General features: G+C 54.4%; 20 protein-coding genes and 1 tRNA gene. 11 read left to right on the top strand and 10 right to left on the bottom strand.

Going from position 1 to position 25,804, the window contains the following annotated elements; genetic code table 11:
* Positions 1-99: 99 nt before the first annotated feature.
* On the bottom strand, positions 100-1,386 hold the full coding sequence (locus RSF91_RS00210) for a restriction endonuclease subunit S (RefSeq protein ID WP_332566527.1): 1,287 nt from the start codon (positions 1,384-1,386) through the stop codon (positions 100-102).
* Complete coding sequence (locus RSF91_RS00205) at positions 1,376-2,935, bottom strand: class I SAM-dependent DNA methyltransferase (RefSeq protein WP_332566526.1); 1,560 nt, start codon at positions 2,933-2,935, stop codon at positions 1,376-1,378. Before RSF91_RS00205 ends, RSF91_RS00210 begins: the two co-directional genes overlap by 11 nt.
* A gap of 297 nt (positions 2,936-3,232) precedes the next feature.
* Here RSF91_RS00205 and RSF91_RS00200 point away from each other — a divergent pair, with 297 nt between their 5' ends.
* Positions 3,233-4,315, top strand: a complete 1,083-nt coding sequence (locus tag RSF91_RS00200; protein WP_332566525.1) for a ParB/RepB/Spo0J family partition protein — start codon at positions 3,233-3,235, stop codon at positions 4,313-4,315.
* A 221-nt stretch (positions 4,316-4,536) separates the two neighbouring features.
* Positions 4,537-5,994: a hypothetical protein gene (locus tag RSF91_RS00195; protein WP_332566524.1), complete on the top strand. Its 1,458-nt coding sequence runs from the start codon at positions 4,537-4,539 to the stop codon at positions 5,992-5,994.
* Positions 5,995-6,116: 122 nt separating this feature from the next.
* Here RSF91_RS00195 and RSF91_RS00190 read toward each other — a convergent pair whose 3' ends face one another.
* Complete coding sequence (locus tag RSF91_RS00190) at positions 6,117-6,353, bottom strand: helix-turn-helix domain-containing protein (RefSeq protein WP_332566523.1); 237 nt, start codon at positions 6,351-6,353, stop codon at positions 6,117-6,119.
* A gap of 152 nt (positions 6,354-6,505) precedes the next feature.
* On the opposite strand from RSF91_RS00190, the gene RSF91_RS00185 reads away from it, so the two are divergent.
* The 6 genes from RSF91_RS00185 (at position 6,506) to RSF91_RS00160 (ending at position 15,077) form a co-directional block, all read left to right on the top strand.
* Entirely contained in the window at positions 6,506-6,934 is a 429-nt protein-coding gene (locus RSF91_RS00185; protein WP_332566522.1) for a hypothetical protein, read from the top strand.
* A gap of 413 nt (positions 6,935-7,347) precedes the next feature.
* Positions 7,348-7,830 carry an HAD domain-containing protein gene (locus RSF91_RS00180; RefSeq protein WP_332566521.1) on the top strand — a complete coding sequence of 161 codons (483 nt, stop codon included), beginning with the start codon at positions 7,348-7,350 and terminating at the stop codon, positions 7,828-7,830.
* A gap of 36 nt (positions 7,831-7,866) precedes the next feature.
* The gene (locus RSF91_RS00175) at positions 7,867-10,236 is read left to right on the top strand and encodes a DNA polymerase II (protein WP_332566520.1); all 2,370 of its coding nucleotides are present in this window, start codon (positions 7,867-7,869) and stop codon (positions 10,234-10,236) included.
* A 532-nt stretch (positions 10,237-10,768) separates the two neighbouring features.
* Positions 10,769-11,947 carry a hypothetical protein gene (locus RSF91_RS00170; protein WP_332566519.1) on the top strand — a complete coding sequence of 393 codons (1,179 nt, stop codon included), beginning with the start codon at positions 10,769-10,771 and terminating at the stop codon, positions 11,945-11,947.
* Complete coding sequence (locus RSF91_RS00165; RefSeq protein ID WP_332566518.1) at positions 11,937-13,703, top strand: ATP-binding protein; 1,767 nt, start codon at positions 11,937-11,939, stop codon at positions 13,701-13,703. The genes RSF91_RS00170 and RSF91_RS00165 overlap by 11 nt, the downstream gene beginning before the upstream one ends.
* A gap of 253 nt (positions 13,704-13,956) precedes the next feature.
* A protein-coding gene (locus RSF91_RS00160; RefSeq protein ID WP_332566517.1) for an IS3 family transposase occupies positions 13,957-15,077 on the top strand; the annotation gives its coding sequence in 2 pieces (ribosomal slippage) (positions 13,957-14,218 and positions 14,218-15,077; 1,122 coding nt in all).
* Between the two features lie 62 nt (positions 15,078-15,139).
* On the opposite strand, the gene ampC is transcribed toward RSF91_RS00160, so the two are convergent.
* Entirely contained in the window at positions 15,140-16,303 is a 1,164-nt protein-coding gene (gene ampC, locus RSF91_RS00155; protein ID WP_332566516.1) for a class C beta-lactamase, read from the bottom strand.
* Between the two features lie 277 nt (positions 16,304-16,580).
* Here ampC and RSF91_RS00150 point away from each other — a divergent pair, with 277 nt between their 5' ends.
* Positions 16,581-17,204 carry a tyrosine-type recombinase/integrase gene (locus RSF91_RS00150; protein WP_332566515.1) on the top strand — a complete coding sequence of 208 codons (624 nt, stop codon included), beginning with the start codon at positions 16,581-16,583 and terminating at the stop codon, positions 17,202-17,204.
* A 223-nt stretch (positions 17,205-17,427) separates the two neighbouring features.
* Here RSF91_RS00150 and blaOXA read toward each other — a convergent pair whose 3' ends face one another.
* Entirely contained in the window at positions 17,428-18,228 is an 801-nt protein-coding gene (gene blaOXA, locus RSF91_RS00145; protein ID WP_332566514.1) for a class D beta-lactamase, read from the bottom strand.
* A gap of 587 nt (positions 18,229-18,815) precedes the next feature.
* Positions 18,816-18,892: transfer RNA gene (locus RSF91_RS00140), tRNA-Pro, on the bottom strand.
* A 524-nt stretch (positions 18,893-19,416) separates the two neighbouring features.
* Here RSF91_RS00140 and RSF91_RS00135 point away from each other — a divergent pair.
* A complete protein-coding gene (locus tag RSF91_RS00135) occupies positions 19,417-20,475 on the top strand; it encodes a porin (protein ID WP_332566513.1) in 1,059 nt (352 codons plus the stop codon).
* 91 nt (positions 20,476-20,566) lie between these two features.
* On the opposite strand, the gene RSF91_RS00130 is transcribed toward RSF91_RS00135, so the two are convergent.
* The 4 genes from RSF91_RS00130 to RSF91_RS00115 are packed head-to-tail and all read right to left on the bottom strand — an operon-like array spanning position 20,567 to position 23,599.
* A complete protein-coding gene (locus RSF91_RS00130) occupies positions 20,567-21,265 on the bottom strand; it encodes a hypothetical protein (RefSeq protein ID WP_332577748.1) in 699 nt (232 codons plus the stop codon).
* Complete coding sequence (locus RSF91_RS00125) at positions 21,262-22,251, bottom strand: MlaD family protein (protein ID WP_332566511.1); 990 nt, start codon at positions 22,249-22,251, stop codon at positions 21,262-21,264. Before RSF91_RS00125 ends, RSF91_RS00130 begins: the two co-directional genes overlap by 4 nt.
* Before the next feature lie 13 nt (positions 22,252-22,264).
* Entirely contained in the window at positions 22,265-23,068 is an 804-nt protein-coding gene (locus RSF91_RS00120; protein ID WP_332566510.1) for an MlaE family ABC transporter permease, read from the bottom strand.
* A gap of 57 nt (positions 23,069-23,125) precedes the next feature.
* Positions 23,126-23,599, bottom strand: a complete 474-nt coding sequence (locus RSF91_RS00115; RefSeq protein WP_332566509.1) for a Cd(II)/Pb(II)-responsive transcriptional regulator — start codon at positions 23,597-23,599, stop codon at positions 23,126-23,128.
* A gap of 39 nt (positions 23,600-23,638) precedes the next feature.
* On the opposite strand from RSF91_RS00115, the gene RSF91_RS00110 reads away from it, so the two are divergent.
* Positions 23,639-25,756 (top strand): heavy metal translocating P-type ATPase, encoded by a 2,118-nt coding sequence (locus tag RSF91_RS00110; RefSeq protein WP_332566508.1) that lies wholly within the window; start codon positions 23,639-23,641, stop codon positions 25,754-25,756.
* Positions 25,757-25,804 lie beyond the last annotated feature (48 nt).

The following is a 25,804-nucleotide window of genomic DNA, read 5'->3' as shown; positions in this document are numbered from 1 at the left end:
TCTTTGTTATTTTGATAGCTGCTTGCGCTTGTATTTGCTGCATTTCAAATTAAAAACTATTGGAAATGCTTTATTGGTAAGCGCTAGCAGCTATTGTTTTTACTCTGTGACCACTGCTTGTGCCAGCTCTTGCGCTTCGGGCAGGCGCAGTTGGCCGGAGATAAGGCGGGGGAGCAAGATGTCGCGGAGTTTTCCAAGCTGCTCAATTTGTGGACTATTCATTTTTTTAACCATCGGCACTACTATTTCGCAGAACTTCTCCAAAACATCATCCGTTGGCACTGCCACCAATTCAGTTTCCAGAAAATGAGTAGTTTGGAAGTTTGCAATTCCAGTGCTTTGATTTTGATATTCCCACGTCTTCCCTTGCTTATAAATAAAACTCAAATGCTGTGCCAGCAGGTAAGAAAGACTAATCTGCGAAGGTCTGAAAAGCCTGCAAAAACTAGCAGGTTCTAATGGGCAATCAAACCTTGCAAGAATTTCCTCCGTTATTAATATTGAGCGTCCAGTTGGTTGCTCTTTACTGCCACCAGATACTTCAATAACAATATCTCCAGCTTGTAGTTGCCTGCTTTTCAGCTTCTTCTGCGTAGTGAAGCGAATTGGAACTCTGCTTTCGCTACAAGCTTGGAGGTCTGGGATATCAGTTCCACGAATAATCGCAACTCGAGTGTCATTCGTTTCATCAGGAACATCGCTTCCCCAATCACCGCCAATGGTGTGCGACAAAAATTCGCCAAATGGAAGCAACTTCCACCCCTTCGGCACCATCCCCAATTCCGATTCCTCAAAGCCATCCGGAAATAGCGCAGCGGTCGCGGCATCCATGCCTTCGGGCGCGCGGCCTTGTTGCTTGGCGTGGACGGGGGCAAAGTCCACAAACCACGACTTAAACAAGGCTTGGGCCATGGCCTCCAGCGTGGCGTTAGTTTCGCGCAGGAGGGCGATGCGGTCGTCTAAAGCTGCAAGGAAAGCAACTATTTTTCCCTGCTCCTGCACAGAAGGAATAGTCAGTTCCTTTGTATAGATAAAGTTTCTATTTAACGACGGCTGTGCACTACCCGAGTTGTAGCTCGATAGGTTTTGTGCTCCAAGCAAGTAATAGGCAAACCTTGGATTGTTTCCCAAGAAATCTGTCACATATAGGCAAGTGTTGTGCGGCCAGTAGTCTCCATTCGCATAATGAACACGCCCCATCGAGGCACCACTACGCCCAATTACTACGCCTGGACCTTTAGCTAGTGCGGCATCATGCGAGCCGTTAGGACCTGCCGACCCCATGACAGAATAAGGCCCCGGTCGCTGCTCTGAGGCTGTTAAGTCATGCCCTCGCTGGAGACGCACAAAATCACCGAGCGTAATTTGCCTCCACTCAGAACTCATACCCCAGCCCCTCCAGCTTCTCGCGAATCACCGCATCCAACTCCGCACCCTTGCGCATTTGCTCGCCCAATTGCTGGGTGAGACGCTGCATCTTCTCGGCAAAGGCTTCGTCGTCGTCTTCCACTTCCTCCGCGCCCACATAGCGGCCGGGGGTGAGCACATGGCCGTGCTGGGCAATTTCTGCCAGTGGCACGCTGCGGCAAAAGCCTGCGATGTCTTCATAGGCTGCACCGTCCTCGGCCTCACCACGCCATGCGGCCACGGTGCTGGCAATGCGGTTAATGGCCTCGTCGGTCAGCTCGGCCTGCACACGGCTAATCATGCTGCCCAGCTTGCGCGCGTCAATAAACAGCACTTCGCCCTTGCGGTGCGCGGGCTTGGCTTTGGTGAGGAACCACAGGCAGGCGGGAATCTGGGTGTTAAAGAACAACTGGCCGGGCAGCGCCACCATGACTTCCACCACATCGGCCTGCACCATGGCGGCGCGGATTTGCCCTTCGTTGTTCTGGCTGGATGACATGCTGCCATTGGCCAGCACAATGCCTGCACGCCCGGTGGGGTGCAGGTGATGCAGCATGTGCTGCAGCCATGCGTAGTTGGCATTGCCCTGGGGTGGGTCGCCATAGACCCAGCGCGGGTCACCCTCCAGGCTGCCATGCCACCAGTCGCTGATGTTGAAAGGCGGGTTGGCCAGAATGTAGTTGGCACGCAAGTCGGGGTGCTGGTTGCGCGTAAAGGTGTCGCCCGGCTCTTTGCCCAAGTTAAAGTCAATGCCGCGAATGGCCAGATTCATGGCCGCCAAGCGCCAGGTGGTGGGGTTGGACTCTTGCCCGTAGATGGACACATCGCCCATCTTGCCGCCGTGGCTTTGGATGAATTTTTCCGACTGCACAAACATGCCGCCCGAGCCGCAGCACGGGTCGTACACCTTGCCTTGGTGGGGGGCCAGCACGGCCACCAGTGTCTTGACGATGGAAGCTGGCGTGTAGAACTGCCCGCCCTTTTTGCCTTCGGCACTGGCAAATTGGCCCAGGAAGTATTCATACACCTGCCCCAGTACGTCCCGTGCTACATCGGGCGTATCGCCAAAGCCCACGGTGGAAATCAAATCCACCAGCTCGCCCAGCTTGCCATCAGGCAATTGGGCACGGGCATAGCGCTTGTCCAGAATGCCTTTGAGCTTAGGGTTCTCCGTTTCAATCAGTGCCAGTGCTTCGTCAATGCGTTTGCCAATGTCAGGCTGCTTGGCGTTAGAGCGCAGGTCTTCCCAACGCGCACCTTCGGGCACCCAGAACACGTTGTCGGCGGTGTAGTAGTCGCGGTCTTCCAGCTCCGAGGCAATGTCTTCATCAGCGGCATCGCCGTAGAACAATTCATCGTCGGGGTCACGCAGGCGCTGGGCCAACAGCGCAGTGTGGCCGGTAAAGCTGTCGGAGATGTATTTGATAAAGATGAGGCCCAGCACCAGGTGCTTGTATTCCGCTGCATCCATGTTGGCGCGCAGCTTGTCAGCAGCGGCCCAGAGTGTTTTTTTAATGTCGTCGAGCATGGTGTTCTATCAAGAGGCACTTGCGCTGCAGGGCAGCAAAACTTTGTAACGATACCAGTATTACCCTGCTGCGCAGTGATGGAGATGACTGTTAGCGTCCATTCAACACCTTGAAATGAACCACCTCCTAAAATCCACCTGCTTGGTTTTTCCGCCCAAAAATGCCTAGCATTGTTTGTGCTTCTCAGTTTTTGAGAGGTGCAGCACCAAGGCAAATTTGCCCCCAATCACAGTTATGGCGCTCTGCCTAACCTCCTGTGCGTTGCTGCTTGATTCAGTCAACCTATGGAGAGTCTTATGGCCAAACCGTCCATCCCTCAAGATGTCGTCCCCGACATCACCCCCGCGCCGGAAACCACTTCCGACTTGCAAACACAGTCCCCGGTAACTGCCCTTCCCGCAACGAATCACGGCACACCTCCTGAAGTCGTTCTCCTCCTTGATCCTGCTGTGATTGACCCCGGCACTGCGCCGAACCGCACGGCCGATGCGTTGGATGACGAAGCCATGGAAGCCTTGTCGCTCAGTGTGTTTCTGAGCAAAGGCAACCAGCAGCCCATTCATGTGCGTTTGCTGGAGCAAGCCCGAGACGGTTATCAATACGCCTTGATTTCTGGTGCCCGGCGGCTGCAGGCCTGCATGCGTCAGCACTTGCAAGTGCGTGCTTTGGTGGTGGATGTGACGCCCGAGAATGCCTTGGTCGAGCGGCTTATTGAAAACCATCTGCGTGAGCCACTGAGTCCATGGGAGTTGGGCCAGCAGTTGGCGCACATCAAGGCGCAAGCCAGTAGCGATCTGTCCATGCGCAAGCTGGCGAGCCTGATTGGCATCAATGCATCCCAGGTGCAAAAGGCACTGGACATCGCGGCTTTGCCCCACGAAGTGGTGGAGGCATTCACCAGCCCCAAAGACATTCGCTATGCGGATTCCAAAGTGCTCAAAGATTGGGTCGCCACATCGGCAGATGCGGTGATTGAAAAAGCCACTCAAATCAAGGGGCAGGCATTGCCTGCCAAGCAGGTGTTGGAGCAACTGGGCCAAGCAGCCCAGAACACGCCTCTCAAAGAAACCGCTGTTGAACCGTTCAACACCCTGCTGCAAGCCCCTCTCAAAGTTCAAGGCAGCGTGGTTGGTGAGGTAAGAGCCGACAAAACGGGACAGTTGCTGATTGCGCTGCAGACGCCTATGTCATTGCTCCAGCAGCAAGCATTGGCGCAGTGCGTGGAGCAATTTATTGCGCGCAAAGTTTTGCGCATCAAGCCCGGTAAAAACGAAGTTGCTGCAGTTGAAGTGCTACCCAACACAACGGAAGCGGCCAACGATAAAAGCGTCGAATCAGCAACCACGGGCAGCTTCGGTAATGAGGGGGCAAAAGCATGAACTCCTCTTCTAAGAACAGCGCAGCCGATAGCCCGTCGGAGACGAAACCTGCCTTCGATGACGATAGGTATTCCACATTACCGAAGCCCTCTGGCGTAGAGGTGCAAAACACATTGCCGGAGGGTTCGGTAATGTGGGACGGACCCTCTTCGTCAGGAGAGGGGGCGCGCAGCGCAGTCCCTGCACATCAGGGAACGTCACCCTCATATGCAGCAGGTGCTGTGACAAATTCTCCGACCGCCGTGCGGGAGGTGAATTTGGTCGCGGCATCTGCGACCCCTGATGCTCAGCATAAAACGGTAGAAACAACACATGCGAAGCCATCAGCTTCGTCATCGAAAAATTCGTTCTCCGACAGGGAAAGCGCAAACGATGCGGTGTTCGTCTCCGAAACTAATTCGGCTGCGCAAACGAAATCCATCCTTGAGCAGATCCAAGCAAGCCCGCTTGCAGTGCGTGAACATTTACATGCATTGCATGACTGGATTGAGCAATACCGACCTGTTTTCGAGATGAACAGTGTGGCACAAGCAATGCACAAGGTCAGCTCGGGTGGGCCATCAGCAGATGCTGCTGCAGAGCGCTTGGTTGAGCATGCCCGCGAGGTTTTAGCTGAGCTGGACCAACGCCGAACACTGCGTATGGACACGAATCCCTCGCAGGAAACACTGCGCGGCTACCAAAAAGACATCGCTTATCTCACCAAGCAACGTGCTGCTTTTATGGGTAAAGAGCTCAGCCCATGGTTTGAAGTCTTGGCGCAGTTTGGGCTGCGCAAATCTACCTATAACACCTACAGGGCAGCATTGACGTGGTGGGTCACAGCTCAGCTAAAGGGCTTGATGCAGACATGCAAATCCTATGATCTCAATCACAGCCCTGGTTCTTGGAGGGCAGTGTTAGGGCCAGAAATTGGCAGCAAGCTGCTGGAGTTGGTGTCGATCCGTGGATTGACCTATGAGCGAATGCACGGCTGGCTGGACATGCCTAATAAACCCAGCCTCAGCAGAAAGCATGATCTTCGATACCTTCGTGACGGGTGGCTTGATCGATTGGTGGAGTGCTGCGAGACCTCACCAATCTACGGGATGGCATCTGTGTTGCTGCGCTTTGGTGGCATGCGTCCCAAAGAGCTAGAAAACGGTGTAGTGGTAAGGCGGGCTGGCGAATACATTGCAGTGGCAATTAAAGGTGCCAAGGTGCGTGCAACTGCTGGCCAACCATTGCGTGGCTTTGTGCTGCACGCCAGCAGCATGCCCCAATGGTTTTTAGATGGACTTCCGCAAGGACAGGATGTCACGGTGCAGATTGATAAGGATGGTTTTAGAAGCTATTTGAGTAGTCTCACCAAACGCGTGCTGCAGGGTGCCAAGCGAAGCAACGCAAGTGAGATCAACCTGAGCGCCGTTTTGGTCAGACATGCTGTTGCAACCGAGTTGCGCCGTAACTACTGGGCATCCATTGATATCGCCAAGGTGCTTGGCCATGTCTCTGACGCTACCAGCAGGGGTTATGGTGAGCTGAGCACCGGATCTAAAAAGGCAAAGCCTGTGGCGGTACTTAAGAAATCAGCGCGTACAGCTCGACCGGTGAAGGTCACCGATAAAAGTGGGCTTGATAAAGTTCTGAGCCAAAAGGCACAGAAGAACAATAAAGGAAGTAAACGTAAGCGGCGTTGATGTGTGCAGCCAAGGCAATGCACTTGGCTGCATTCACTTCCAAAGAGGGGGTCGAAAAGACATGAGCTGCGAGGCGAAGTTTCCGCTTTGAAAACAGCCGAACCCACAAGCTGTATCGAGCCTCAGCAGTTCTCCAACTGCTGAGCCAATTCCACCAAAGAGATGCCCAGTGCATGGCACCAGCGCATGGTTTCGATGATGTCCAGACGGCGCTCACCACGTTCGCATTTGCTCACAAACACCTGAGTCTCTCCCAACTTCTGCGCAAGCTGTACTTGGGTGATGTTGCGTTCTATTCGTGCAGTCTTGAGCAGGTTGAGGAACGACGTGTACTGCGCCGAATGAATCGATTTGTCCATATACAGGTTCTTGAAAACCCGTGATGGTGCAAACCAAATTGGAATAGTCAAAAATAGAGTATTCTAAATTCGAATATGCCTACTATGCGCTCACCTCACATCATTCACTTCCCTGCTTCAGTCATCCAAGACAGTGAGAGATGGGAGCGATCATGAACACCCTGTTTGTGACCCACAAAGATGAGGATTTGCATCCCAGCGAAAAGATCTACAACCATCGATGCTGGACGGGCGCAAAGCTCCAAACCGACTACATGTTCCTAGTCAAAGGCTTCGACAGCAAAGGCGTTTGTCAGAAATTCATCTTCAGCCATCCGTTCAGGGCTGTGGAAAAAGTAAAAGAGCTTTCTCACCGCTCCATCGCGCGTATCGCCCTGGTGTATTGGCCCGATGACGAAGACAGTTGGACTACAGAGCACGTTCAATACATCCGCGGAACCCCCTCTCTAACGGACTTCAAGGTCAAAACGACCGAAAGAATGTGCACCTATAAAAACAAGAGAACCAAGGAGCCCAGACGCCCGGAGCCCTTCTGGTTGCTCTATAGCGATGGGGAAGATGCGGATCTGAACGAGGTATGAGCAGTTGCCCGAGCTAAAACAAAGAGCACCACAGCAGAGGAAGGGGCCGCGTAGCGCCGCGCCCCTCCCTTCTGGATTACCCGCCCCACGCGCAATTTGCATGGGCGCAAAGCGCCCAATGCAAATGTGAGGAGCATCTCCAAGATGCAAGGCGAGAGATTGACTTGGGCAGAACCTATTCTGGGCGATTCACGACGCTGGCCGAATTCAGATGCAGTGTGTGAGGAGGCTCTGTGGCGGAATATGACCTGAATGCAGTCCGGCACTCAACGGTGATCATCCCCGCTATACGAAGGGCGGGCTGCAATCCACGCTTGCAAGGTGTGTCTGCCGCCCTCGTCCCATCCAGCAAAGTCTGCAGCGACAAAGCTTCATTTGCTCATTGAACAGATCAGATCCAAGAAAAGCCAACCATGCTTCAGCCACACCAGACTCGCGTTGTATTTTTAGATTTTGATGGGGTTCTGCATCCGCCCAAAGCGATTGCTGGAGCCCAACCTCCACTGACTCCTGCGCAAATCCAGCAAGGCTGGTCGGGGACTTTTGTGCATTTGCATGTCCTCCAAAAACTTCTGGAAGGACACCCAGAAATCGCCGTGCTCGTCTCCAGTTCGTGGCGCTCATACTTGAACGCTGAGGAGCTCAAAGAGCTTTTGAATCCCATCAGTCCATGGTTTGCAGGTGCCGTGAGAAAAGGCAATCGAGATGAGGCCATCAAGGAATGGCTGGAGCAGCATTCCATTCAGGACTATGTCATCCTTGATGATGTAGCCAAGTTTTTTCCGGGAGTCTGGCCCAGGCTGATTCTGTGTAATTCAGCGCTCGGAATTTCTGATCCTGCTGTGCAGCAAAAGCTACAGCTCTGGATTCAGGGAGAGCACTCCATTTATCCGTAAAAATTCTGACCATCCACCGATTCGTTCTTCAGTTCTGTGCCAGCTCATCCTCTTCTCGGTTTTATCTTGACCCGCAACTGGCGGGATACCAGTGCTGGTACTGAAATCGAATACTGGCTGGCCACGGAGTCAGGGCCGCTGAAGGTGGTTTTGACGAAGCAGATATCTGTGGCGTTTGTGGAAGCACAGTACAAGGCGGTGGTGCAAGCCAAGCTGCTGGGTGCATCGAACATGTACTGGCGAGAACTGGATCTCAAGAGCTTTCAGAACCAGCCTGTCTTGGGGATCTACGCCAAGAAATTTCGTCAGCTAGGCAAGCTGGCACGTGCACTACAGCCGCAAGGGGTTCCTCTCCTTGAAGCGGATGTACGCCCGCACGAGCGCTATCTGATGGAGCGCTTCATCACCGCAGGTGTGGAGATCCATGGGGGGCAGCTTGAGAATTCGGTGTGTATCGACTGCAAGCTTGCGCCAGCACCAGATTTTCGGCCAGAGTTGAAGGTTGTCTCTCTCGACATTGAAACCGGCCAGAACTTTGACCTCTACTCCATTGCCCTGGATGGAGTTGCGCAGCGCGTGGTTTTTATGCTGGGTGAACCCGTTGATGGAGCTGCCGAGTCCGCGGACTTTACGCTGCGGTATTTCTCAAGCCGCAAGGCCATGATTGAGGCGCTCAACGACTGGTTTGAGCTGCACGACCCAGACGTCATCATTGGATGGAATGTGGTGCAGTTCGACTTGCGAGTGCTGCAAAAAAATGCCGACGAAGCCAAGGTACCCTTGCTCTTGGGACGTGAGCGCCAACCCATCAAATGGCGTGCCCACCCAGGCAAACAGGAATACCTCTTTGCCCCGATGCCAGGGCGTGTTGCCATTGATGGCATTGAAGCACTACGGGCTGCCATGTGGAGTTTTGCATCGTTCAGTCTGGAAAACGTTGCCCAGCAGTTGCTGGGCGAAGGCAAAGAAATTGGCGATGAGTACGACAAGATGGCGGAGATCGAACGTCGCTATCAGGAAGACAAGCCTGCATTAGCGGCCTACAACATCAAGGATTGCGAGCTGGTACTACGTATCTTTGACAAAGCCAAGCTGTTGTCATTTGCCATGGAGCGGGCCCATGCAACAGGCTTGGAGCTCGATCACTTCGGGGGCTCCATTGCGGCCTTTAGTCATCACTATCTGCCACGCATGCATCGCTTGGGCTATGTGGCACCCAATGTGGGAGATATTCAGGGAAAGTCATCGCCAGGGGGCTATGTCATGGACTCCAAGCCCGGCTTTTATGACTCCGTTTTGGTTCTCGATTACAAAAGTCTGTACCCCTCCATCATCAGGACCTTTCTGGTCGATCCTGTGGGCTTGATCGAAGGCACACAAGCCAGCTCCAGCAACCCCATCCACGGCCCTCTGGAAACACTTTTTTCTAGGGAGAAGCATTGCCTCCCAGGCATCGTGACGAGCTTGTGGCAAGCACGTGATGCAGCCAAGCGCAGTCAAAATGAGCCACTGTCCCAAGCTCTGAAGCTGGTGATGAATTCATTCGCAGGCGTGCTGGGAGCATCTGAATGCCGGTTCTTTAACCCGAAGCTTATTTCTGCCATCACATTGCGCGGGCATGCGATGGTCAAAGCCACCCGAGACTTGGTAGAGCAGCGCGGCTATGAAGCCATTTATGGCGACACCGACTCCATTTTTATCTGGCTCAAACACAGACATACCAATGAGCAGGCACACGCTGTGGCGGGTGAACTGGTCAAAGACATCAATGCCTGGTGGACGCAGACATTGCGCGAAGAACAAGGCTTGGAGAGCTTTCTTGAAATCGAGTTCGATACCCATTACCAGAAGTTCTTCATGCCGACGATTCGAGGATCGGATATTGGCAGCAAGAAGCGCTATGCAGGACTGAGCGTTGATGCCGATGGCAAGGAAGCCATGATTTTTAGGGGCCTCGAGATGGCGCGCAGCGACTGGACACTGCTTGCACGCCAGTTCCAAGAAGGCTTGCTCGCCCGCGTGTTTAAAGGCAAGCCGTACAAGGATTTTGTTGCCGAGTACGTGGATGCCACCTTGGCTGGCGAGAAAGATGAGCAACTCATCTACCGCAAGCGCTTGCGCCACCACCTGGATGACTACGTCAAGAATGTGCCACCACAAGTGAGAGCCGCACGCACCGCTGACGCATACAACGAACGCATGCAGCGCCCTAAGCAATACCAAAACGGCGGCTGGATTCAGTACGTCATGACCAAAAATGGACCAGAGCCTCTTGAGGCTCGCTCCTCGCCCATCGACTATGAGCACTATTTAAGCAAGCAGCTTCAGCCCATTGCAGATGCCATTCTGGTGCCGCTTGGCGACAGCTTCACTGGGCTAACCTCCCCTCAAAAGCTGTTGTTCTGATGTGAACTATTTTCTTGGGACCGCCGAGAAGCAGTAGCCAGTCTGTAAGACTACCAGTGGGCAATTGATCAACTTCTAGGCCAATCACGCGCTCAAAGCACGTTTTTGGTTCTCCAGCATTTCACGTTTTTTGTGCTTTCCAACGCATAGGCATGCGTCAAGCAGAAATTAGTTGAAATGCATCGTATGCCTCTCTGTATAGAAGTCAACTTTGCAGCGATTTCTGCTAGCCATGCTGCAAAGTCGATGTTCTATTTTCTGTCAGGTTGCCGTCATGCTAAGTGTCATTGATGTCATTCTTCAACGACTGATTGCCGGAGAGGAGCGGACATTAAGGAAGCCGTGGCTTAAAGCGGCTATGCCCTCCAAAGCTGCTCCAATGCAATCTTAATCGCTGAAAAATCCTGTGTGAATCCCAAAAAATTTGCATTTTTCCAACAACTGAATAGATATTCAGAATTATGTTAAATGTAGGGTGACCCATTATGTAAATACTGGTAATATTATAAAGCAATCACTTGAAAAATAAAAAATGGGACGTTCAGCAGACTACACAATTCAGGGTTTTTTGTACCAGTTTAATCTAACGCTTTCTGAACTATTGAAGGCATCGGATGACTCTGTAATTACTATCGAGGGAATTGTCGAAGACATTGAGGTGGCAAGCTTTGCCGGAACTAAGGCGATTCAGTGCAAATACCACGAGACACAGGATAATTACACCCCGAGCATTATTTATGATCCGTTGCTTCAAATGATGAAGCACTTTAAGTCCAATCCAGGTGCAAAAATAAAATATCACCTATTTGCGCATTTTCCCAATAGCCCATCAGTTGTCGTTTCCGATGTAGAAATCAAGGCGGCTCTTATAACAAAAAATAAGGATTTAAAAAAACTAGCCGCCGAAGCTGCGGGTGTTGATATCGATGGTTTTCTTAAGGTTTTTACATTTTCTATCAAGCCGAAATACGATACTCTTATGGAGGAAAATACCAAAGAGCTTGAGGCTGCTGGTTTTAACAAAGAAGAAGTAGAAACGCTATTCTACCCGAATGCCATTCAAATCATTGCTGATCTAAGCATCAAGCATGATGCAAATCTGCGAAAGATTTCCAAGAAGGACTTCTTGGAAGAGTTGCGACGGATTAGATCCACAGCGGTATCTCAATGGACGCTTGCACTGAAGACACGGAAAAAAATTTTGGAAACGCGACACAAGCAGCTCAAAGCGAGTTTAGGTGTAAATGCTCGACTTCGTCACTTGATAATATTTCCTAAATTTCTTAAAGATTTCGATAATCAGATAGTGCTCTTCATAAAGTCATTTATCGATAAATATCACTTTAAAGTAGCACATATACAGACACCGTTGTTTGCACTGGATGTTCCACAAGATTTTTTTGATCAAATTGCAGAGCGACTAATCGGGAAGGATGTAATCCCAAACCACGGGCGGCTGGTCAGGACATTTACTGAGGCTCATTTCTTTCGCGAGCCACTGGTTCAAAAGGATAAGAAAGAATTTGTTCTGAGATTAATTCGCTGGGACGATTATAAAAATCTTCAGACCAAAGTAAAGGCAGATGATGTTTTTGTCATCGGAGATGGGGATATCACGAATTTAGATGTCAAGGACGTAAATCTCGAAATCCTCGCCACTGAAAATTTCGACGAAATCAAATACATGATTGGAATAAGCAATGTCTATTAAGATTGGCGCGGTACTCTCGTGTGCGCCTGAGGCGGTTATCGTGGCAGTGGATAACCTTGAAGTGTTTGAGAAAAATAAAGAAGGACTGCAGGTTGGCCGCTTCTTGAAGATTGCACAAGGCAATCGCGACTTTACGATTGCTACCATTCGGAACATCAAAGGCACGAATACGATAGGACTGGATGGAGTGCCAGTCTGGAGTTTTCAGATTGAGTGCCAAGCGATTGGGACATTGGTGGAAGACAAGACGTTTGATCGTGGCAGCCTCTTGTTGCCCGTGCCAACTGAGCATGCGTTCATTGTAGAAAAAGAAACCTTGGACAAGATGTTCTCGATCGATGGAGATCACGATTTTCCGCTTGGCAAGCTTTCCATGAACAAATCCATTGATCTCATGATTAATGGCAACAAATTCTTCAGCAAACATATAGCTATTGTCGGCTCAACCGGTTCTGGAAAGTCATGCACGGTTGCGCGAGTTCTACAGGATGTAGTTGGAATTGCGCAGCACAAGAATAACAATAAAAACAAGAAAAATAACTCACATGTAGTGATATTCGATATTCACGACGAATACTCCGCAGCGTTTACTTTAGGAAAGGAAGAGTCATTCACCCTGAGCCGACTCGATATTGACTCTCTACAGCTTCCGTACTGGTTGATGAATTCAGAAGAGCTGGAGAGTATGTTTATCGAAAGCAATGAGGCGAACTCCCATAATCAGGTGAGCCAGTTCAAGCATGCCGTTGTTTTGAACAAGGAGAAGCACAATCCGAACGTTAAGGAGGTCACTTACGACACCCCCGTTTATTTCTCCATCAAGGAGGTCCACAACTTCATTGAAAACCTGAATCGCGAGGTTATCGGGAAGTTAGCTGGGGAAGATAAGCCTAAGCTGGCCAATGGAAAGTTGGTGACGGATAAGAACATCTATTTCGACAAGGTCCACGACTTCATTGCTAACTCCACAGCAGTTGCGACCAAAGCGACAAGCGGCCCATTCAATGGGGAGTTCAACAGGTTCGTTTCACGGTTGGAGGCGAAACTGGCAGACAAACGCCTCCGGTTCCTATTGAATGCGAAAGCGGCTGGCGGGCAGGCTCACGTCACAGAGGACTTTGAGGCGCTGATGAAGCAGTTCATCGGCTATATCGACAATGCGAATGTCACCATTGTGGACTTGAGCGGTGTTCCTTTTGAGGTTCTTAGTATCACCGTCAGCCTAATCTCTCGCCTCATCTTTGACTTCTGCTTCCATTATTCCAAGTTGCAACATGCTCAAGAAAAGCTCAATGACATCCCGGTGATGCTTGTGTGCGAGGAGGCACACAACTACGTTCCGAGGCACGACAGCGCAGCCTATCGTGCGTCCCGAAAGTCTATCGAGCGGATCGCAAAGGAGGGCCGTAAATACGGCCTTAGCCTGATGGTGGTAAGCCAGCGGCCCTCAGAGGTGTCAGAGACTATATTCGCCCAGTGCAACAACTTCATGTCTCTGCGCCTCACGAACGAGGCTGATCAGACCTACGTGCGGCGGCTCTTTCCCGACAACGCCAACGCGATCACTGAGATCCTGCCGAACCTTGCTCCGGGCGAGTGCGTTGTGGTCGGTGATGCCGTGCTGCTGCCGGCCGTGATCAAGATGCCACTACCGGTCCCTGAGCCACATTCACAAAGCGTTAAGGTATATAAGGAGTGGAATGAACAATGGCGGGATGTTGTTTTTGCACACGTGATCGAGCGCTGGCGTAGATAGAAGAAGTGGTCATCAGTCGTTCAGCAATCCCCTGAGTGGCAATCAATCCCTGCATTGATATTTTGAGGTTCGGGCAATACTCCACGATTGCTGGAAAATGGAACGGCTGCAATTGACTCTTGCACTACGCTGTTGAGCGATCTGTAATAGTTAGTTCCAGAGTTAGAGGTGGCTCCGTTTTTTTGAACAGTTAGCTAAGCGAGATCTCTATCCGTAAAAATGGCCTGGCAACAGGCCGCATCTGGAGAGATCTATGACTATCAAATCACGTCGCAAACACAGCGCCGCCTTCAAAGCAAAGGTGGCCTTGGAGGCGGTGCGCGGTGAGCGCACCGTCGCTGAGCTGGCTCAGCAATATGAGGTACACCCTAGCCAGATTGCCGATTGGAAACGGCTGTTGCTGGAGCGGGCTGCGGATGTGTTCGGTGCTCCGCCTGCACCCACAACGCCCACGGTTGACCTCAAGGATCTGCACGCCAAGATTGGCCAACTCACCTTGGAGAAGGATTTTTTGCAAGGTGCGCTGAGCAAAGCGGGATTGCTCAGCGTAGGTCGATGATTGACCGCAGCCATGGCCTGTCACTGGGACGGCAAGCCCAGCTTGTGGGTATCAGCCGAGGCTCTCTGTACTATCAGCGCAAGCCGCCCTGCAAGGCGCAGGTGCAGTTGATGCATCGCATCGATGCTTTGCATGCCGCCCACCCGTTTGCGGACTCTCGCATGCTGCGCAGCTTGCTCAAGCGCCAAGGCCAATGCGTAGGCCGTCGGCATGTTCGCATGCTGATGCAGCGCATGGGGGTGTGTGCGCTGTACTGTCAGCCAAACACCAGTGCTCGCCACCCGCAGCACAAGGTCTACCCGTACTTGCTCAGGAACAAGCCTGTGATCCATTCCAACCAGGTCTGGGCTATGGACACCACCTATGTGCGAATGCACAAGGGCTGGCTGTACCTGTGTGCCGTGGTCGATTGTTATAGCCGCAAGGTGCTGGCGTGGAGGCTGTCCAACACCATGGACGTGCAGTTCTTTGTAGACGCCGTACAAGAGGCCATCACACGCTGGGGGACGCCTGCCATCTTCAACACCGACCAGGGCAGCCAATTTACGAGCGATGCCTTCACTGGGCTGCTCAAGCGCCATGGCATCCGCATCTCCATGGATGGCAAGGGTGCTTTTGTGGAGCGCCTATGGCGCTCCATCAAGTACGAGGAGATCTATCTCAAAGCCTATGACAGCGTGCGTGCTGCACGCTGTGGGATTGCTCAATACTTGCAGTTCTACAATGCAGATCGACCTCATCAGGCACATGGCCAAGCCACCCCTGATCAGGCGTACTTGGCAGCCTTGCCTTTTGCACAAATGCAGGCTGCTTGACCCCGATGATCTCGCTTAGCAACAGGGCTGAGTTGTTCAAACGAGCGGGACCACTTCTGCGGTCACTGCTTGCCGTTTAGTTTGCTATAAATTTCGTGAGCAATTTCTACTCGTTCAGCATTGGGGTAGTTTTTATTGGCAAGCAATACAACCCCAAATTGCTTTTCTGGTACGAACGCAACGTAAGCACCGAAGCCATTGGTGGCACCTGTCTTGTTGACCCATACATTGCTGTTAGGTTTAGCAGAAAGTTCTTGGATCCTTACTGGGGTTGGATTCAGGATAAGTTTGGGAGCATTTCCTTCTTGGAGAGTAGGCAAGTCAACAGGCATTGCATACTCCTCCCAGATGAGGTCTTGAGTCATCTTGCCTACGCTGAAATAGCTCTTGCGGGTATTGTTTAAAGCTGCTTGCAACGTTCTATCCAATGGCAAGATGCCCATGTTGGCTTTTACAAAGGTGCTAAGGTCAGAAGCCGTGGTTTTGATACCGTAGGCTTCACTGTCCAACATGCCTGGATTGACGCGAACAGGCTTCTTATCCTTGTTGTAGCCCCAAGCGTAGTTGGACATCTTTTGTGTAGGGACGCTCAAATAAGTGTTAGTCAAATCAAGGGGCTGGAAAATGGTTTGAGTCATAGCGATGCCGAAATCTTGGCCCATGCTTTTCGCCGTAATCCACCCTAGAGCACCGATGCTTGGGTTCGCATAAGTGCGCATCGTGCCCGTTTTGTATGCAGGAGTCCAAGTACGGAAATATTCGAGGAGTTGTTCCCGGTTTTGAACTTCATCTGGCACCTGCAGAGGAATTCCGCCAACGGTGTGTGTACCCAAATGGAAAAGCTGCAAATTGCCGAAGTCCGTACCTACCAACTCAGGCAAATACTTTGCTGCCGTATCGGTCAACTTCAGCTTTCCAGTGGCTTCTGCGTGCGTCGCCAATGTGGCCGTGAAGGTCTTGCTGATAGAGCCAATCTCAAAAATCGTCTCGTCAGTTACTGGTGTTTGCTTCTCTACATCTGATACGCCGTAGTTAAAGACATAAGTCCTGTCACCCTGTACCAGTGCCACAGCCATACCAGGAATCTGGTTCTTTTCCATTACAGGTAGCACGGCTGCAGAGATAGCTTTCATCGCTTCAGCACTGGATATGTCAGCAGCATTGACAGCCGAGCTAAGACCAAAGACAGCGGTTGTCAGAAGGGCAGTGATAAGAGGGTTTTTCAATTTTTGCCTTGCGGGTGAGGAAGGAACGCTGACGTTGGAACTTGGGATGCAATTGAGCGGTTTAGTGCTACGAGATTGCGGCTCTAAAAATGATAGCAAAGTAGTTCAGCATCACAGCACTATGAGTGACTGCTCTTGGCCGACAACGGTACCTCAAAGATACGCCAGTTAGCAGTCGTTCTCCAGCAAATTCAGATGGCTGAAGCAAGCCCGGAGCATCGACTTTTAGGTCAATCAAGCGCATCGTTGTTATCCCTCAACTCGATGGGAGACCATCATGGGATCCGTAGCCAGCGCTATCCATCGCGAGCCTTGGAATAAGGGAAAAATCGTAGGCCAGAAGGCCCCGTTCAAGGTCAAAGATATCTGGGCACTGCGTGTCCGATTGCAGATGGAACACAGAGTCCGAGAGCTTGCACTTTTCAACTTGGGCATCGACAGCAAGTTGCGGGGCTGTGACCTTGTTGCGTTGAAGGTTCGGGACGTATGCCATGGCGACCAGATGGCAGCACGCTCCATCATCATGCAGCACAAAACGCAGCGGCCTGTGCAGTTCGAAATTACCCCAACAACTCGGGATGCATTGCATACCTGGATCAGCCAAGCTGGACTGAAGTCTGATGACTTCCTGTTTCCAAGCCGGCTTCACGCATCGCCTCACCTGGGGACGCGCCAGTACGCCCGCATTCTTGGTCGTTGGGTGGATGAATTGGGCCTGGAGCGAGCCAGCTATGGAACCCATTCAATGCGGCGCACAAAGGCTACGCTCATCTACCGGCGCACCAAAAATCTGCGCGCCGTTCAGTTGCTGCTTGGTCACTCGAAGTTGGAGTCCACGGTTCGATATCTCGGCATCGAGGTAGATGACGCGCTAGAGATTTCCGAACAAACTGAAATCTGAACCCTGCTGACGGTCGTGCTGCCTTGGCCAGAAGCCGGGCAGCACGGCTTGAATGCGTGCTTTACGGCGAAGGCTTGGAATGACACACTCGGCCAATAGCCGACCTTCCTAATGCCCCTCGAATGTTCGCTAGAGCGTTGCTTTGAAGCTCGCGAGCGGGGATGCTAGAGCCGCACTCAAGGGGTCATCAAGGCGCAGCCCAGGCTGCACTCTGGGCCAGAATCTATGGCGCAGTAGGTAGCGCGTTAATGGAGCGCAGAATATCGCGCGTAATGCTCTGGCGCTTGGCAAGGTCGCCGAGCCTGTTCGGAGTGTCCATGTTCAAGGCGAAGAACACGGGGCCGCTGGGCCACTCGACCCAACCCACCCACCAGCCGATTTTTCCGGTCCATCCCGTTTTGGCGCGCAGTATCCAGTCAGGGCCCGCTTCATTGATCATCACATCCTTGACCAGCCTCTGGTGTTCGACTTGGAAAGGCAGTTGGTTGCGGTAAAGCCGCTGTAGGAACGCAATCTGCTCAAAGGATGAGATGGCAAGGTCGCCCTCCACCCAAAAGGGCTTGTCGCCTGTGGCAAGCGCATTGCCGTACCCGATCTTGCGCATATAGGCGGTCTCGCGTGCATCGCCGAGTTCCTTGGCGAAACGCTCATACACCCAGACGGTGGAATTTCGCATCGCTGAACGCAGGTTCTGGTCCGCGTTCCAAGCCGCCGTGGGTCGCTTCACACCATCCCACGGGATGGCTTGAAATTCGTCACGTAGCAGCCCTGCATCAAGCGCGAATAGACTGTGTGGGATCTTGAAGGTGGAAGCTGGCGAGTAGCGCTGCTCGGCACGCGATACGTTGTAGACCAAGGTAGTTTCAGATTTGCCTCGCGCGTCGAGCACAACGATGCTGCCTTGTGCATCGGCTGCAGAAAAGAAGCGAGACCAGTTGGTCATTTCTTGAAACTGCGGGCCAGCCACTGCCACTTGAACAAACCCAGCAGCCAGGGCGGATAACACCAAATTTCGTCGATTCATGCGACAAGTTTAGAGGTAAAAGGCACACATTTCGAGGTGGCTTGGATCGTGGCAGTGAGACGCCTTTCGTCGAGGGCGAACGTCTCTTGTGGGTCGTCAGCACCAGTTCGCAGCTTACGAGAGTTGCCGTTTGGGCTGCCTGGCTGACTGCGATTCAGCCAATTTCCGGTTTGAGGCGCACAGCGGACGTCTGGCCAGATAGAAAGTCAACGCCTGGTATCGGCGGCAGCGGTCACAAGTCTGACAAACCTCAGCGGCTGCAACCTGCCTAAACCGGCCGCACTCCGACGGTTGCATCCACAGCCGAACTCAGTCGGTCACGACCAGCGGACTGGTCAGCAGAAAACGGCACCGGGTGGTCAGTCCAACCAGAATGAACACTGCGTCCAATTGGAGGTGCGATAGCGAGGTTTGGACTGTGGAACTAACTCATCCCTCGAGGCCGCCCAACCCTAGTCGGAGATTGATGCAACAAGGGCACAGTGGATGAACTTCACAGTTACCCCAAAAATTACCCCAATTTCAATGAAAATTGAAGCAATAGAAAAAGGGCTCCTAACTTGATAGCTAGGAACCCTTATCTATATTGGTCGGAATGGCGGGATTCGAACTCGCGACCCCTTGCACCCCATGCAAGTGCGCTACCAGGCTGCGCTACATTCCGTGTTGTTGCTGCGAATTATAGAGAGGAAAAATAGCCTCCCCGGGCAAAACACTCACTTTTTTCAAAAAAGTGCCAAAAGGCTTCCCAAAAGAGCTTTCTGCGCTTCCTGCACATGCGCCTCTATGCCGCTATATGCCTCAGCAGGCAGGCTTCTGAGATGAAACCCAATGGGCAATGCCAATGCTCATTCATTAATGCGCCAGAGCACAGGCATTCATCAATGGGGTGACTCTGTGGGTCACGAGGCAGCACCGCACATCAGGAATGACTGTTATTCCATGCACACCATCTCGCGAGCACCCACTCTCACCAGCGCATTTGCGCTGACTCGCTCCAGTTCACAAACTCTGTGCACCAAGCTTGTGCACACCCGTGATTCCCCTGTGTAAATGACGCGAAAAAACCACTGCTACGCCTTTGAAAAGATGATTTCATCGGCTTCCATGGATTCGTAGCGCTGGCTGTATACAAACCGCCGCTATATTTCAAAACGTAAATTTAATAACCAACTCGAGAGAACACACATGAAGAATACTTTCATCGCCCTGGCAGCTGCCCTGGCCTGCTCCGGTGCCGCTTACGCTCAGAGCAATGTGCAACTGACAGGCCTGGTGGATATGTACGCCGGCTCTCTGAAGGCTCCTGCGGGCGAGCGCACCTCCGCTGTCGGCTCCGGTGGCATGACCACTTCCTGGTGGGGCCTGAAGGGTACTGAGGACCTGGGTGGCGGCCTGAAGGCAGACTTCAACCTGACCGCCTTCTTCCGCGCTGATACAGGCGACATGACTCGTGGCATCCCCAGCGACACATTCTTCTCTCGCGATGCCAACGTGGGCCTGAGCGGCAGCTTTGGTCGCGTGGGTCTGGGCCGTGACAAGGCTCCCAACTTCCTGCCTACCATCCTGAGCAACCCCTTTGGCGATTCTTTTGTTGTTTCGCCTCTGGTTCTGCACGCTAACGTGCCCAACTTCGCTGCTGGCTGGACCAACGCCCAGACCACCACTGGTACTGATACCGGCTGGAGCAACCAGATCATCTACTCGACTCCCAGCTTTGGCGGACTGAAGGCCAATGTGCACTACCAGTTTGGCGAGCAGACTGCACAAGGCAAGCGCGGCAAGAAGAACGTTGGCGCCAACGTTCTTTATGGCGCAGGCCCTCTGAGCCTGGTTGCGTTCTATGAGCGTGTGCAGATCGCAAAGCCCACAGGCATCGACGTTCAAGACACCAAGACCGACTGGATGGTTGGCGGCAATTACAACTTCAACGTCGTGAAGCTGTACGGTACCTACGGCCAAGCAAAAATCAAGGCTCAGACTTTGCCTGTGGACGTGAAGAACACCACCTACTCCCTGGGTCTGGACGTTCCTGTGACCACTGCTGGCACCATCAAGGCTGCTGCAGCTCACACCAAGTCTGAAGTGGGTGCAGCGGAAGGCAAGCGCACCACCTTCACCGTGGGCTACGATCACTTCCTGTCCAAGCGCACCGACGTGTACGGCGCTGTGATGTATGACCGCATCAAGTGGACTGAATCCAAGTCCGGCACCAGCGTGGTGGCTGGTATTCGTCACCGCTTCTAAGCGTTTGATGCAGACAGGCCTTTCGGCTTGTCACTCTGCAAAAAGCGAGGCTCCGGCCTCGCTTTTTTCATGCTAGAGCCTGATAACCGCGCTACTTGAGCACCGGCGCTTGCAGCAACTTCAGGCGGCGCTCCAGCTGTGCAGCTTTATCGCTGTTTCCGGCCTGCTGCTCGGACTTGAGCTGCAGCAGTAGCCAGGCCATCAATGGTCGCCGCCAGCCCTGTGCCGATGCCGTATCCACCGCCTGCTGCAACAATGCTGGCGATACTCTGCCACTGCGCAGTTGCACGCCTGCGGCAACCAAGCTGGACAGTGGGTCCTTGATCTCGACGGGCGCAGCACCTCCAGCACTGCCTAGCTGCTGCGCCACGGCGCGCTGTGCTTCGGGTAATAGTTCTATGTCGGCCGGTTGAGGCCTGCCCTGCAAATAGCGTGCATAGGCCTGATCTTCTTGAGCCGCATCCTGCGCCAGCGCTTCGTAGGCCGGGCAGTCATCCCACTCCAAGCTTGCTACCTGCGCCGCGCAGCGCATTAATTCCACTTTGGCAGCCAGAGCAGGCTGCCCCGTACTGGCCACCGCATCACGGGCTTTTTGCCATTGCAGGGCTTCGACGCGCTGCTGGCCCTGCAAATAAGCAGCCGTGGCTTTTTGCGTCGCGCTTTCAGCAGCCAAGGCCCAGTCCGGCGCGGGGGGCTGGCTGCTGCAGGCCGCTAGCGCTATCACGGAGATAGCAGTCAGCGCTTTTCTGTATTGGCCTAGAGGCCGTTTTGACTTGAAATCAGGCTTCATGGCAGCTTCAGCTCCGGTTTGTGGGCAAACGGCCATTTGCGCTGCAAATCATTGAGCACAGACTCCAGCCGGATCAGATTGCTTTCCACCTCAGCACGCAACGCACCCAGATCCGTTGACGCCTCACGGGCATTGCTGCCCACGACCTGCATATCGGCCAGAACCGCGTCTACCTTGCCCATGCTTTTGCGTGTATCTGCCAGCAGGCCATTGAGCTGCTCCACCGTGGCTCGCACCTGGGGCATGACGCCATTGGCATCAAAAACCTGACTATCGGCCCGGGCGACCATGCGATCCATGCGGCCCAGAACGGAGCTGGCGCGCTCCAGCAGCTGAGTGACTTTTTTGGTTTCTTCATCGCTACCCAGCACCACGCCCAGGGCTCCGCCCTGGCCCTGCATACGCTCGGCAAGCTTGCGCACTTCGGCCAGTGAGCCGCCCAGGGCTGAATCAGTCGCCGTCAGCGACGCCACATTGGCCAACACTTCCTTGGCGGAGTTGATGATTTGCGGCAACTCAGCCGTGGCATCGCCGCTGAGCACGGGGCGCACGGAATCCGGCGGCAGCAGTGCATCACTGAGCATGCCGCTATATGCCTTGATGGTGGTGCCGCCCACAATGCCTTTAACCAGCGTGAACACGCTGGACTGACGCAGCCAGTGCGCGTCTTTCTCGGGCACATCAACCAGAATGCGCACCGAGCCATCTTCCGCCAGCTCAATCTTGTTGACGCGGCCAATGGGAAAGCCTGAGAACGTCATGTCCATACCCACCACCACGCCTTCGGAGTCATCAGCCGTCAGCACCAGCCGCTGCGTAGTCTCAAACACGCCGCGCGCATACAGCAGATAGCCTGCGGCGCTCAAGATCAGCAACAGGGTCAGCACCAGCAATGCTGCAGCCTTGGCGCGCAGATTCGCGACGGGTTTGAGGCTGAGCAGCTCTTCGTCAATCAGCTGCTCCTCGGCCATCCGGGTTTCGCTCATTGCTCCATCCTTCTTAGTAATAGTTGCCCATGAGCGAGACGATCTCGATCAGGAGCAACACGGCAAACATGCGCGCAAAACCGCCCAGTTCCGCCCCGCCCTGCCGATGCCGTGCAATCGGCGTGTACATGGCAGAGGCCAGTGGCATGACCGCCACCGTGAGGCTGAAAAACCAAGTCTTGAGCGCAAACACTAGCGTCAACGATGGCGTGAAAATCTGCCCAAAAATACGGGTGTAGCCACCAAACCCGGCCATGCTGAAGCCGTACACGCTCAGATAAACGGTGACCAACGCCACGATGCAGCTAAGCGCTGCCAGCGTAATCGCCGCAAACACGCCCGCCGCCGCACGCGGCACCAGTGCGGCACGTATGGGGTCGATGCCCTGCGCCTTCCACTGCCCCAGCACCCCTTGTGTGCGCATCTGTACCACCTGCATACCAGCAGGAATGGTGCAGCGCATGGCCACAAAAAGCGCCGCCGTCAGCGGAATCAGCTCAATCACCATCACGCGCACCACCAGAGCCTGCGCATAGCGCGACAGGCCGTAGCTTTGCGCGGTGACGATGACGATGCGTGCAATCACCGCACACAGCAAGGCGGCCAACGCGGTGAAGCCCATCAGCACAGGGGCGGTCTGCGCATACATCTGCTGGGCCAGCATGGCCCGCCCGCGCTTTCGGTAGCTGGAGGGCGACAGAATCAGTACCAACAGCACCGCCGTCAGATAAATGCTGCGCCACCACGCCAGCGCCTGCGCGCCCAGCGCGGCCACAATGCGCCCCGGCAACTTGATGGTGGTTTCGCTCCAGCTCATGCAGGAATGATAGCGCCCGCACCCGGCCGCAGCCCCATGCCGCAGTGCGGATAGTTGTCAGACATGGCGCTTTGCGGCGCTGCCGCCCTGCAGGTTAACGGGCAGTGGCTCATCGGCCTGAGCGTGCAGGGCCTCGATGATGTGGCAAAAGCTGTCCGAGCCATCACACTGGCTGCGCAGCTGCATCAGCTCGTGTTCCAGCGCCTGCAGCTCGGCCAGTCGCTCGCGCACATGACCCAGATGGGCGTCGAGGGTTTTATTGGCGGCCACGCAATCATCCTTGCGCGCACCGTCCAGCGCCAGCAGGGTACGCACCTCGTCCAGCGACATGTCCATGGCCCGGCACAGGCGGATAAAGCGCAGGCGGTGCACATCGCCATCGGTGTAGAGGCGGTACTGGTTGTCCTCGCGCACGCCGGGCGACAGCAGTTGCTCCTTCTCGTAATAGCGGATATTGGCCGCCGCAATGCCCGAGCGCTTGGCGGCTTCACCAATGCGCCAGCGCGGAATATCCGAAGAATTGAGGGACATGCTTGACCTTAAAGTGACTTTATTGTTTTCAATACTGCCATGAAGCCAGAAAGCCTGTCCACCCACACCCATGCAGGGCACGATCATGACCACAGTCATGAGCCAGTCCGTGCCACCTCAAAACCCATAGCAGCGACCGCAGGATCAGCCTGCGGCACAAGCTGTTGTGCACCGTTTTCCATCAGCGAGCCTGTCAAAAGCCATGGGCACGCGCATGATGAAAAAGACGGCCATGATCACGGCAACGACCACGGGCACGACCATGGCGTACTGCCCGGCTGGCCCCGCATCTACGCCGCACTGGTGGCGGCACTGGCGGCAGAGGCTTGCCACTGGTTTGGCAACGCCAACCCCACACTGCAATACCTGGGCATGGCACTGGCCGTGATCGGTATTGGTCTCTCGGGCCTAGGCGTCTACAAAGCTGGCATCAAGGATTTGTTTCGCTTCAAACTCGGCATTCATGCGCTGATGGCCGTGGCTGTGACCGGCGCCTTCATCATCGGCCAGTGGCCTGAGGCCGCCATGGTCATGGCGCTGTACGCGGCTGCCGAGCGCATCGAAGATCAGGCCATGGACAAGGCCCGCCTGGCCATCCGCAGCCTGCTGCAGCTGGCACCCGAAACCGCCGATGTGCTGCAACCCGACGGCAGCACCCAACGCATGGCCGCCAAGGATGTGCCGCTGGGCGCGGTATTGCGCGTGACGCCCGGTGCACGCGTGCCCCTTGATGGCCTGGTGACCGAAGGCGAAAGCTCGGTCAACCAAGCCCCAATTACCGGCGAGAGCGCGCTGGCCCACAAAGGCCCGGGCGATGAGCTATATGCCGGCTCCATTAATCAAGATGGCGAGCTGCACCTGCGCGTGACCGCTCCTGCCAACGACAGCCTGATCGCCCGCATCGTTCATGCCGTGGAGCAGGCCCAGTCCTCCAAGGCGCCGACCCAGCGCTTTGTGGATCGCTTTGCCGAGATCTACACCCCCATCGTGCTGGTTCTGGCCATTGCGCTGGGCGTGCTCGCCCCCTGGCTGCTGGGCTGGGCCTGGCATCAGGCCGCATATCAGGCGCTGGCCTTGCTGGTCATTGCCTGCCCTTGCGCGCTGGTGCTGTCCACGCCCGTCACCGTAGTCAGCGCGCTCACCGCTGCCGCCAAGCGCGGCATCTTGATCAAGGGCGGCAGCGCGCTGGAGTCGGCCCGCAAGCTCAAAGCCATTGCCCTCGATAAAACCGGCACGCTGACCACAGGCTCACCAAAGTTAGTGGACTGGCAGAGCTGGAATGGCTCCTACAGCGAAGCCATGGCAGCGCATGCCTATGCGCTGGCCTCGCGCTCCGACCACCCTGTGTCTCGCGCCATTGCACAAGGCCTGCAAACCCAGGCGAGCAGCCGCTTTGCCGAGGCTCAGCAGCTTCAAGCCCTGCCCGGACGCGGCGTGCAGGCGCAGGTCAATGGCGAGCTGTGGACGCTGGCCAATCTGCGCTGGGCCGCCGAGCAAGGCTGGGACAGCGCCGAACTCAAAGCCGCGCTGATGCTGCACGAGCAGCAAGGCCGCACCGTCACCCTGCTGGCCAATAGCCAAGGCGTGCAGGCCCTGTTTGCCGTGGCCGACCCGCTGCGCCCGCAGGCCAAAGAAGCCGTGGCGCAGTTGCAGGCGCTGGGCGTCAAACCTATTGTTTTGAGTGGTGACAACAGCGCCACTGTGCGCACCGTCGCGGCAGAAGCAGGCATTGACGATGCACGCGGCAATATGCTGCCCGAGGACAAACTCAAAACCCTGAGCGAGTTGCAGCGCAGCATAGGCCCAACGGCCATGACGGGCGACGGCATCAACGACGCACCAGCGCTGGCCCAGGCCGATATCGGCTTTGCCATGGGCGGCATGCACGCCACCGACATGGCCATGGAAACCGCCGATGTGGTGCTGATGAACGACGACCTGCGCCGCATCCCCGATGTGGTCGACCTCTCGCAGCGCGCCCACAGCGTGCTGTGGCAAAACATCGGGCTGGCGCTTGGCATCAAGCTCGCGTTCTTTGCCCTGGCCATCAGCGGCAACGCCAGCATGTGGCTGGCCGTGCTGGCAGACATGGGCGTCAGCCTGCTGGTCGTGGCCAACGGCCTGAGACTGCGCCACTGGAAGAATGGTGAAATTTAATCAAATCAACCCTTGACGCTTTAGCAGCAAGCGCAAGCAGCTCTCTTT

The sequence above is a fragment of the Comamonas sp. genome (assembly GCF_036643215.1).
Classification (GTDB): Bacteria; Pseudomonadota; Gammaproteobacteria; order Burkholderiales; family Burkholderiaceae_C; genus Comamonas.
This window is presented reverse-complemented; position numbering and strand designations above follow the sequence as displayed.

What these genes read in the sequence shown, in the direction of transcription:
- RSF91_RS00150 (WP_332566515.1), top strand. Translation starts at nt 16,581, where the DNA reads ATGGGATCCGTAGCCAGCGCTATCCATCGCGAGCCTTGGAATAAGGGA.
- RSF91_RS00170 (WP_332566519.1), top strand. Translation starts at nt 10,769, where the DNA reads ATGGGACGTTCAGCAGACTACACAATTCAGGGTTTTTTGTACCAGTTT.
- RSF91_RS00200 (WP_332566525.1), top strand. Translation starts at nt 3,233, where the DNA reads ATGGCCAAACCGTCCATCCCTCAAGATGTCGTCCCCGACATCACCCCC.
- RSF91_RS00120 (WP_332566510.1), bottom strand. Translation starts at nt 23,068, where the DNA reads ATGAGCTGGAGCGAAACCACCATCAAGTTGCCGGGGCGCATTGTGGCC.
- RSF91_RS00125 (WP_332566511.1), bottom strand. Translation starts at nt 22,251, where the DNA reads ATGAGCGAAACCCGGATGGCCGAGGAGCAGCTGATTGACGAAGAGCTG.
- RSF91_RS00190 (WP_332566523.1), bottom strand. Translation starts at nt 6,353, where the DNA reads ATGGACAAATCGATTCATTCGGCGCAGTACACGTCGTTCCTCAACCTG.
- RSF91_RS00115 (WP_332566509.1), bottom strand. Translation starts at nt 23,599, where the DNA reads ATGTCCCTCAATTCTTCGGATATTCCGCGCTGGCGCATTGGTGAAGCC.
- blaOXA (WP_332566514.1), bottom strand. Translation starts at nt 18,228, where the DNA reads ATGAATCGACGAAATTTGGTGTTATCCGCCCTGGCTGCTGGGTTTGTT.
- RSF91_RS00165 (WP_332566518.1), top strand. Translation starts at nt 11,937, where the DNA reads ATGTCTATTAAGATTGGCGCGGTACTCTCGTGTGCGCCTGAGGCGGTT.
- RSF91_RS00130 (WP_332577748.1), bottom strand. Translation starts at nt 21,265, where the DNA reads ATGAAGCCTGATTTCAAGTCAAAACGGCCTCTAGGCCAATACAGAAAA.
- RSF91_RS00180 (WP_332566521.1), top strand. Translation starts at nt 7,348, where the DNA reads ATGCTTCAGCCACACCAGACTCGCGTTGTATTTTTAGATTTTGATGGG.
- RSF91_RS00205 (WP_332566526.1), bottom strand. Translation starts at nt 2,935, where the DNA reads ATGCTCGACGACATTAAAAAAACACTCTGGGCCGCTGCTGACAAGCTG.
- RSF91_RS00210 (WP_332566527.1), bottom strand. Translation starts at nt 1,386, where the DNA reads ATGAGTTCTGAGTGGAGGCAAATTACGCTCGGTGATTTTGTGCGTCTC.
- RSF91_RS00185 (WP_332566522.1), top strand. Translation starts at nt 6,506, where the DNA reads ATGAACACCCTGTTTGTGACCCACAAAGATGAGGATTTGCATCCCAGC.
- RSF91_RS00135 (WP_332566513.1), top strand. Translation starts at nt 19,417, where the DNA reads ATGAAGAATACTTTCATCGCCCTGGCAGCTGCCCTGGCCTGCTCCGGT.
- RSF91_RS00110 (WP_332566508.1), top strand. Translation starts at nt 23,639, where the DNA reads ATGAAGCCAGAAAGCCTGTCCACCCACACCCATGCAGGGCACGATCAT.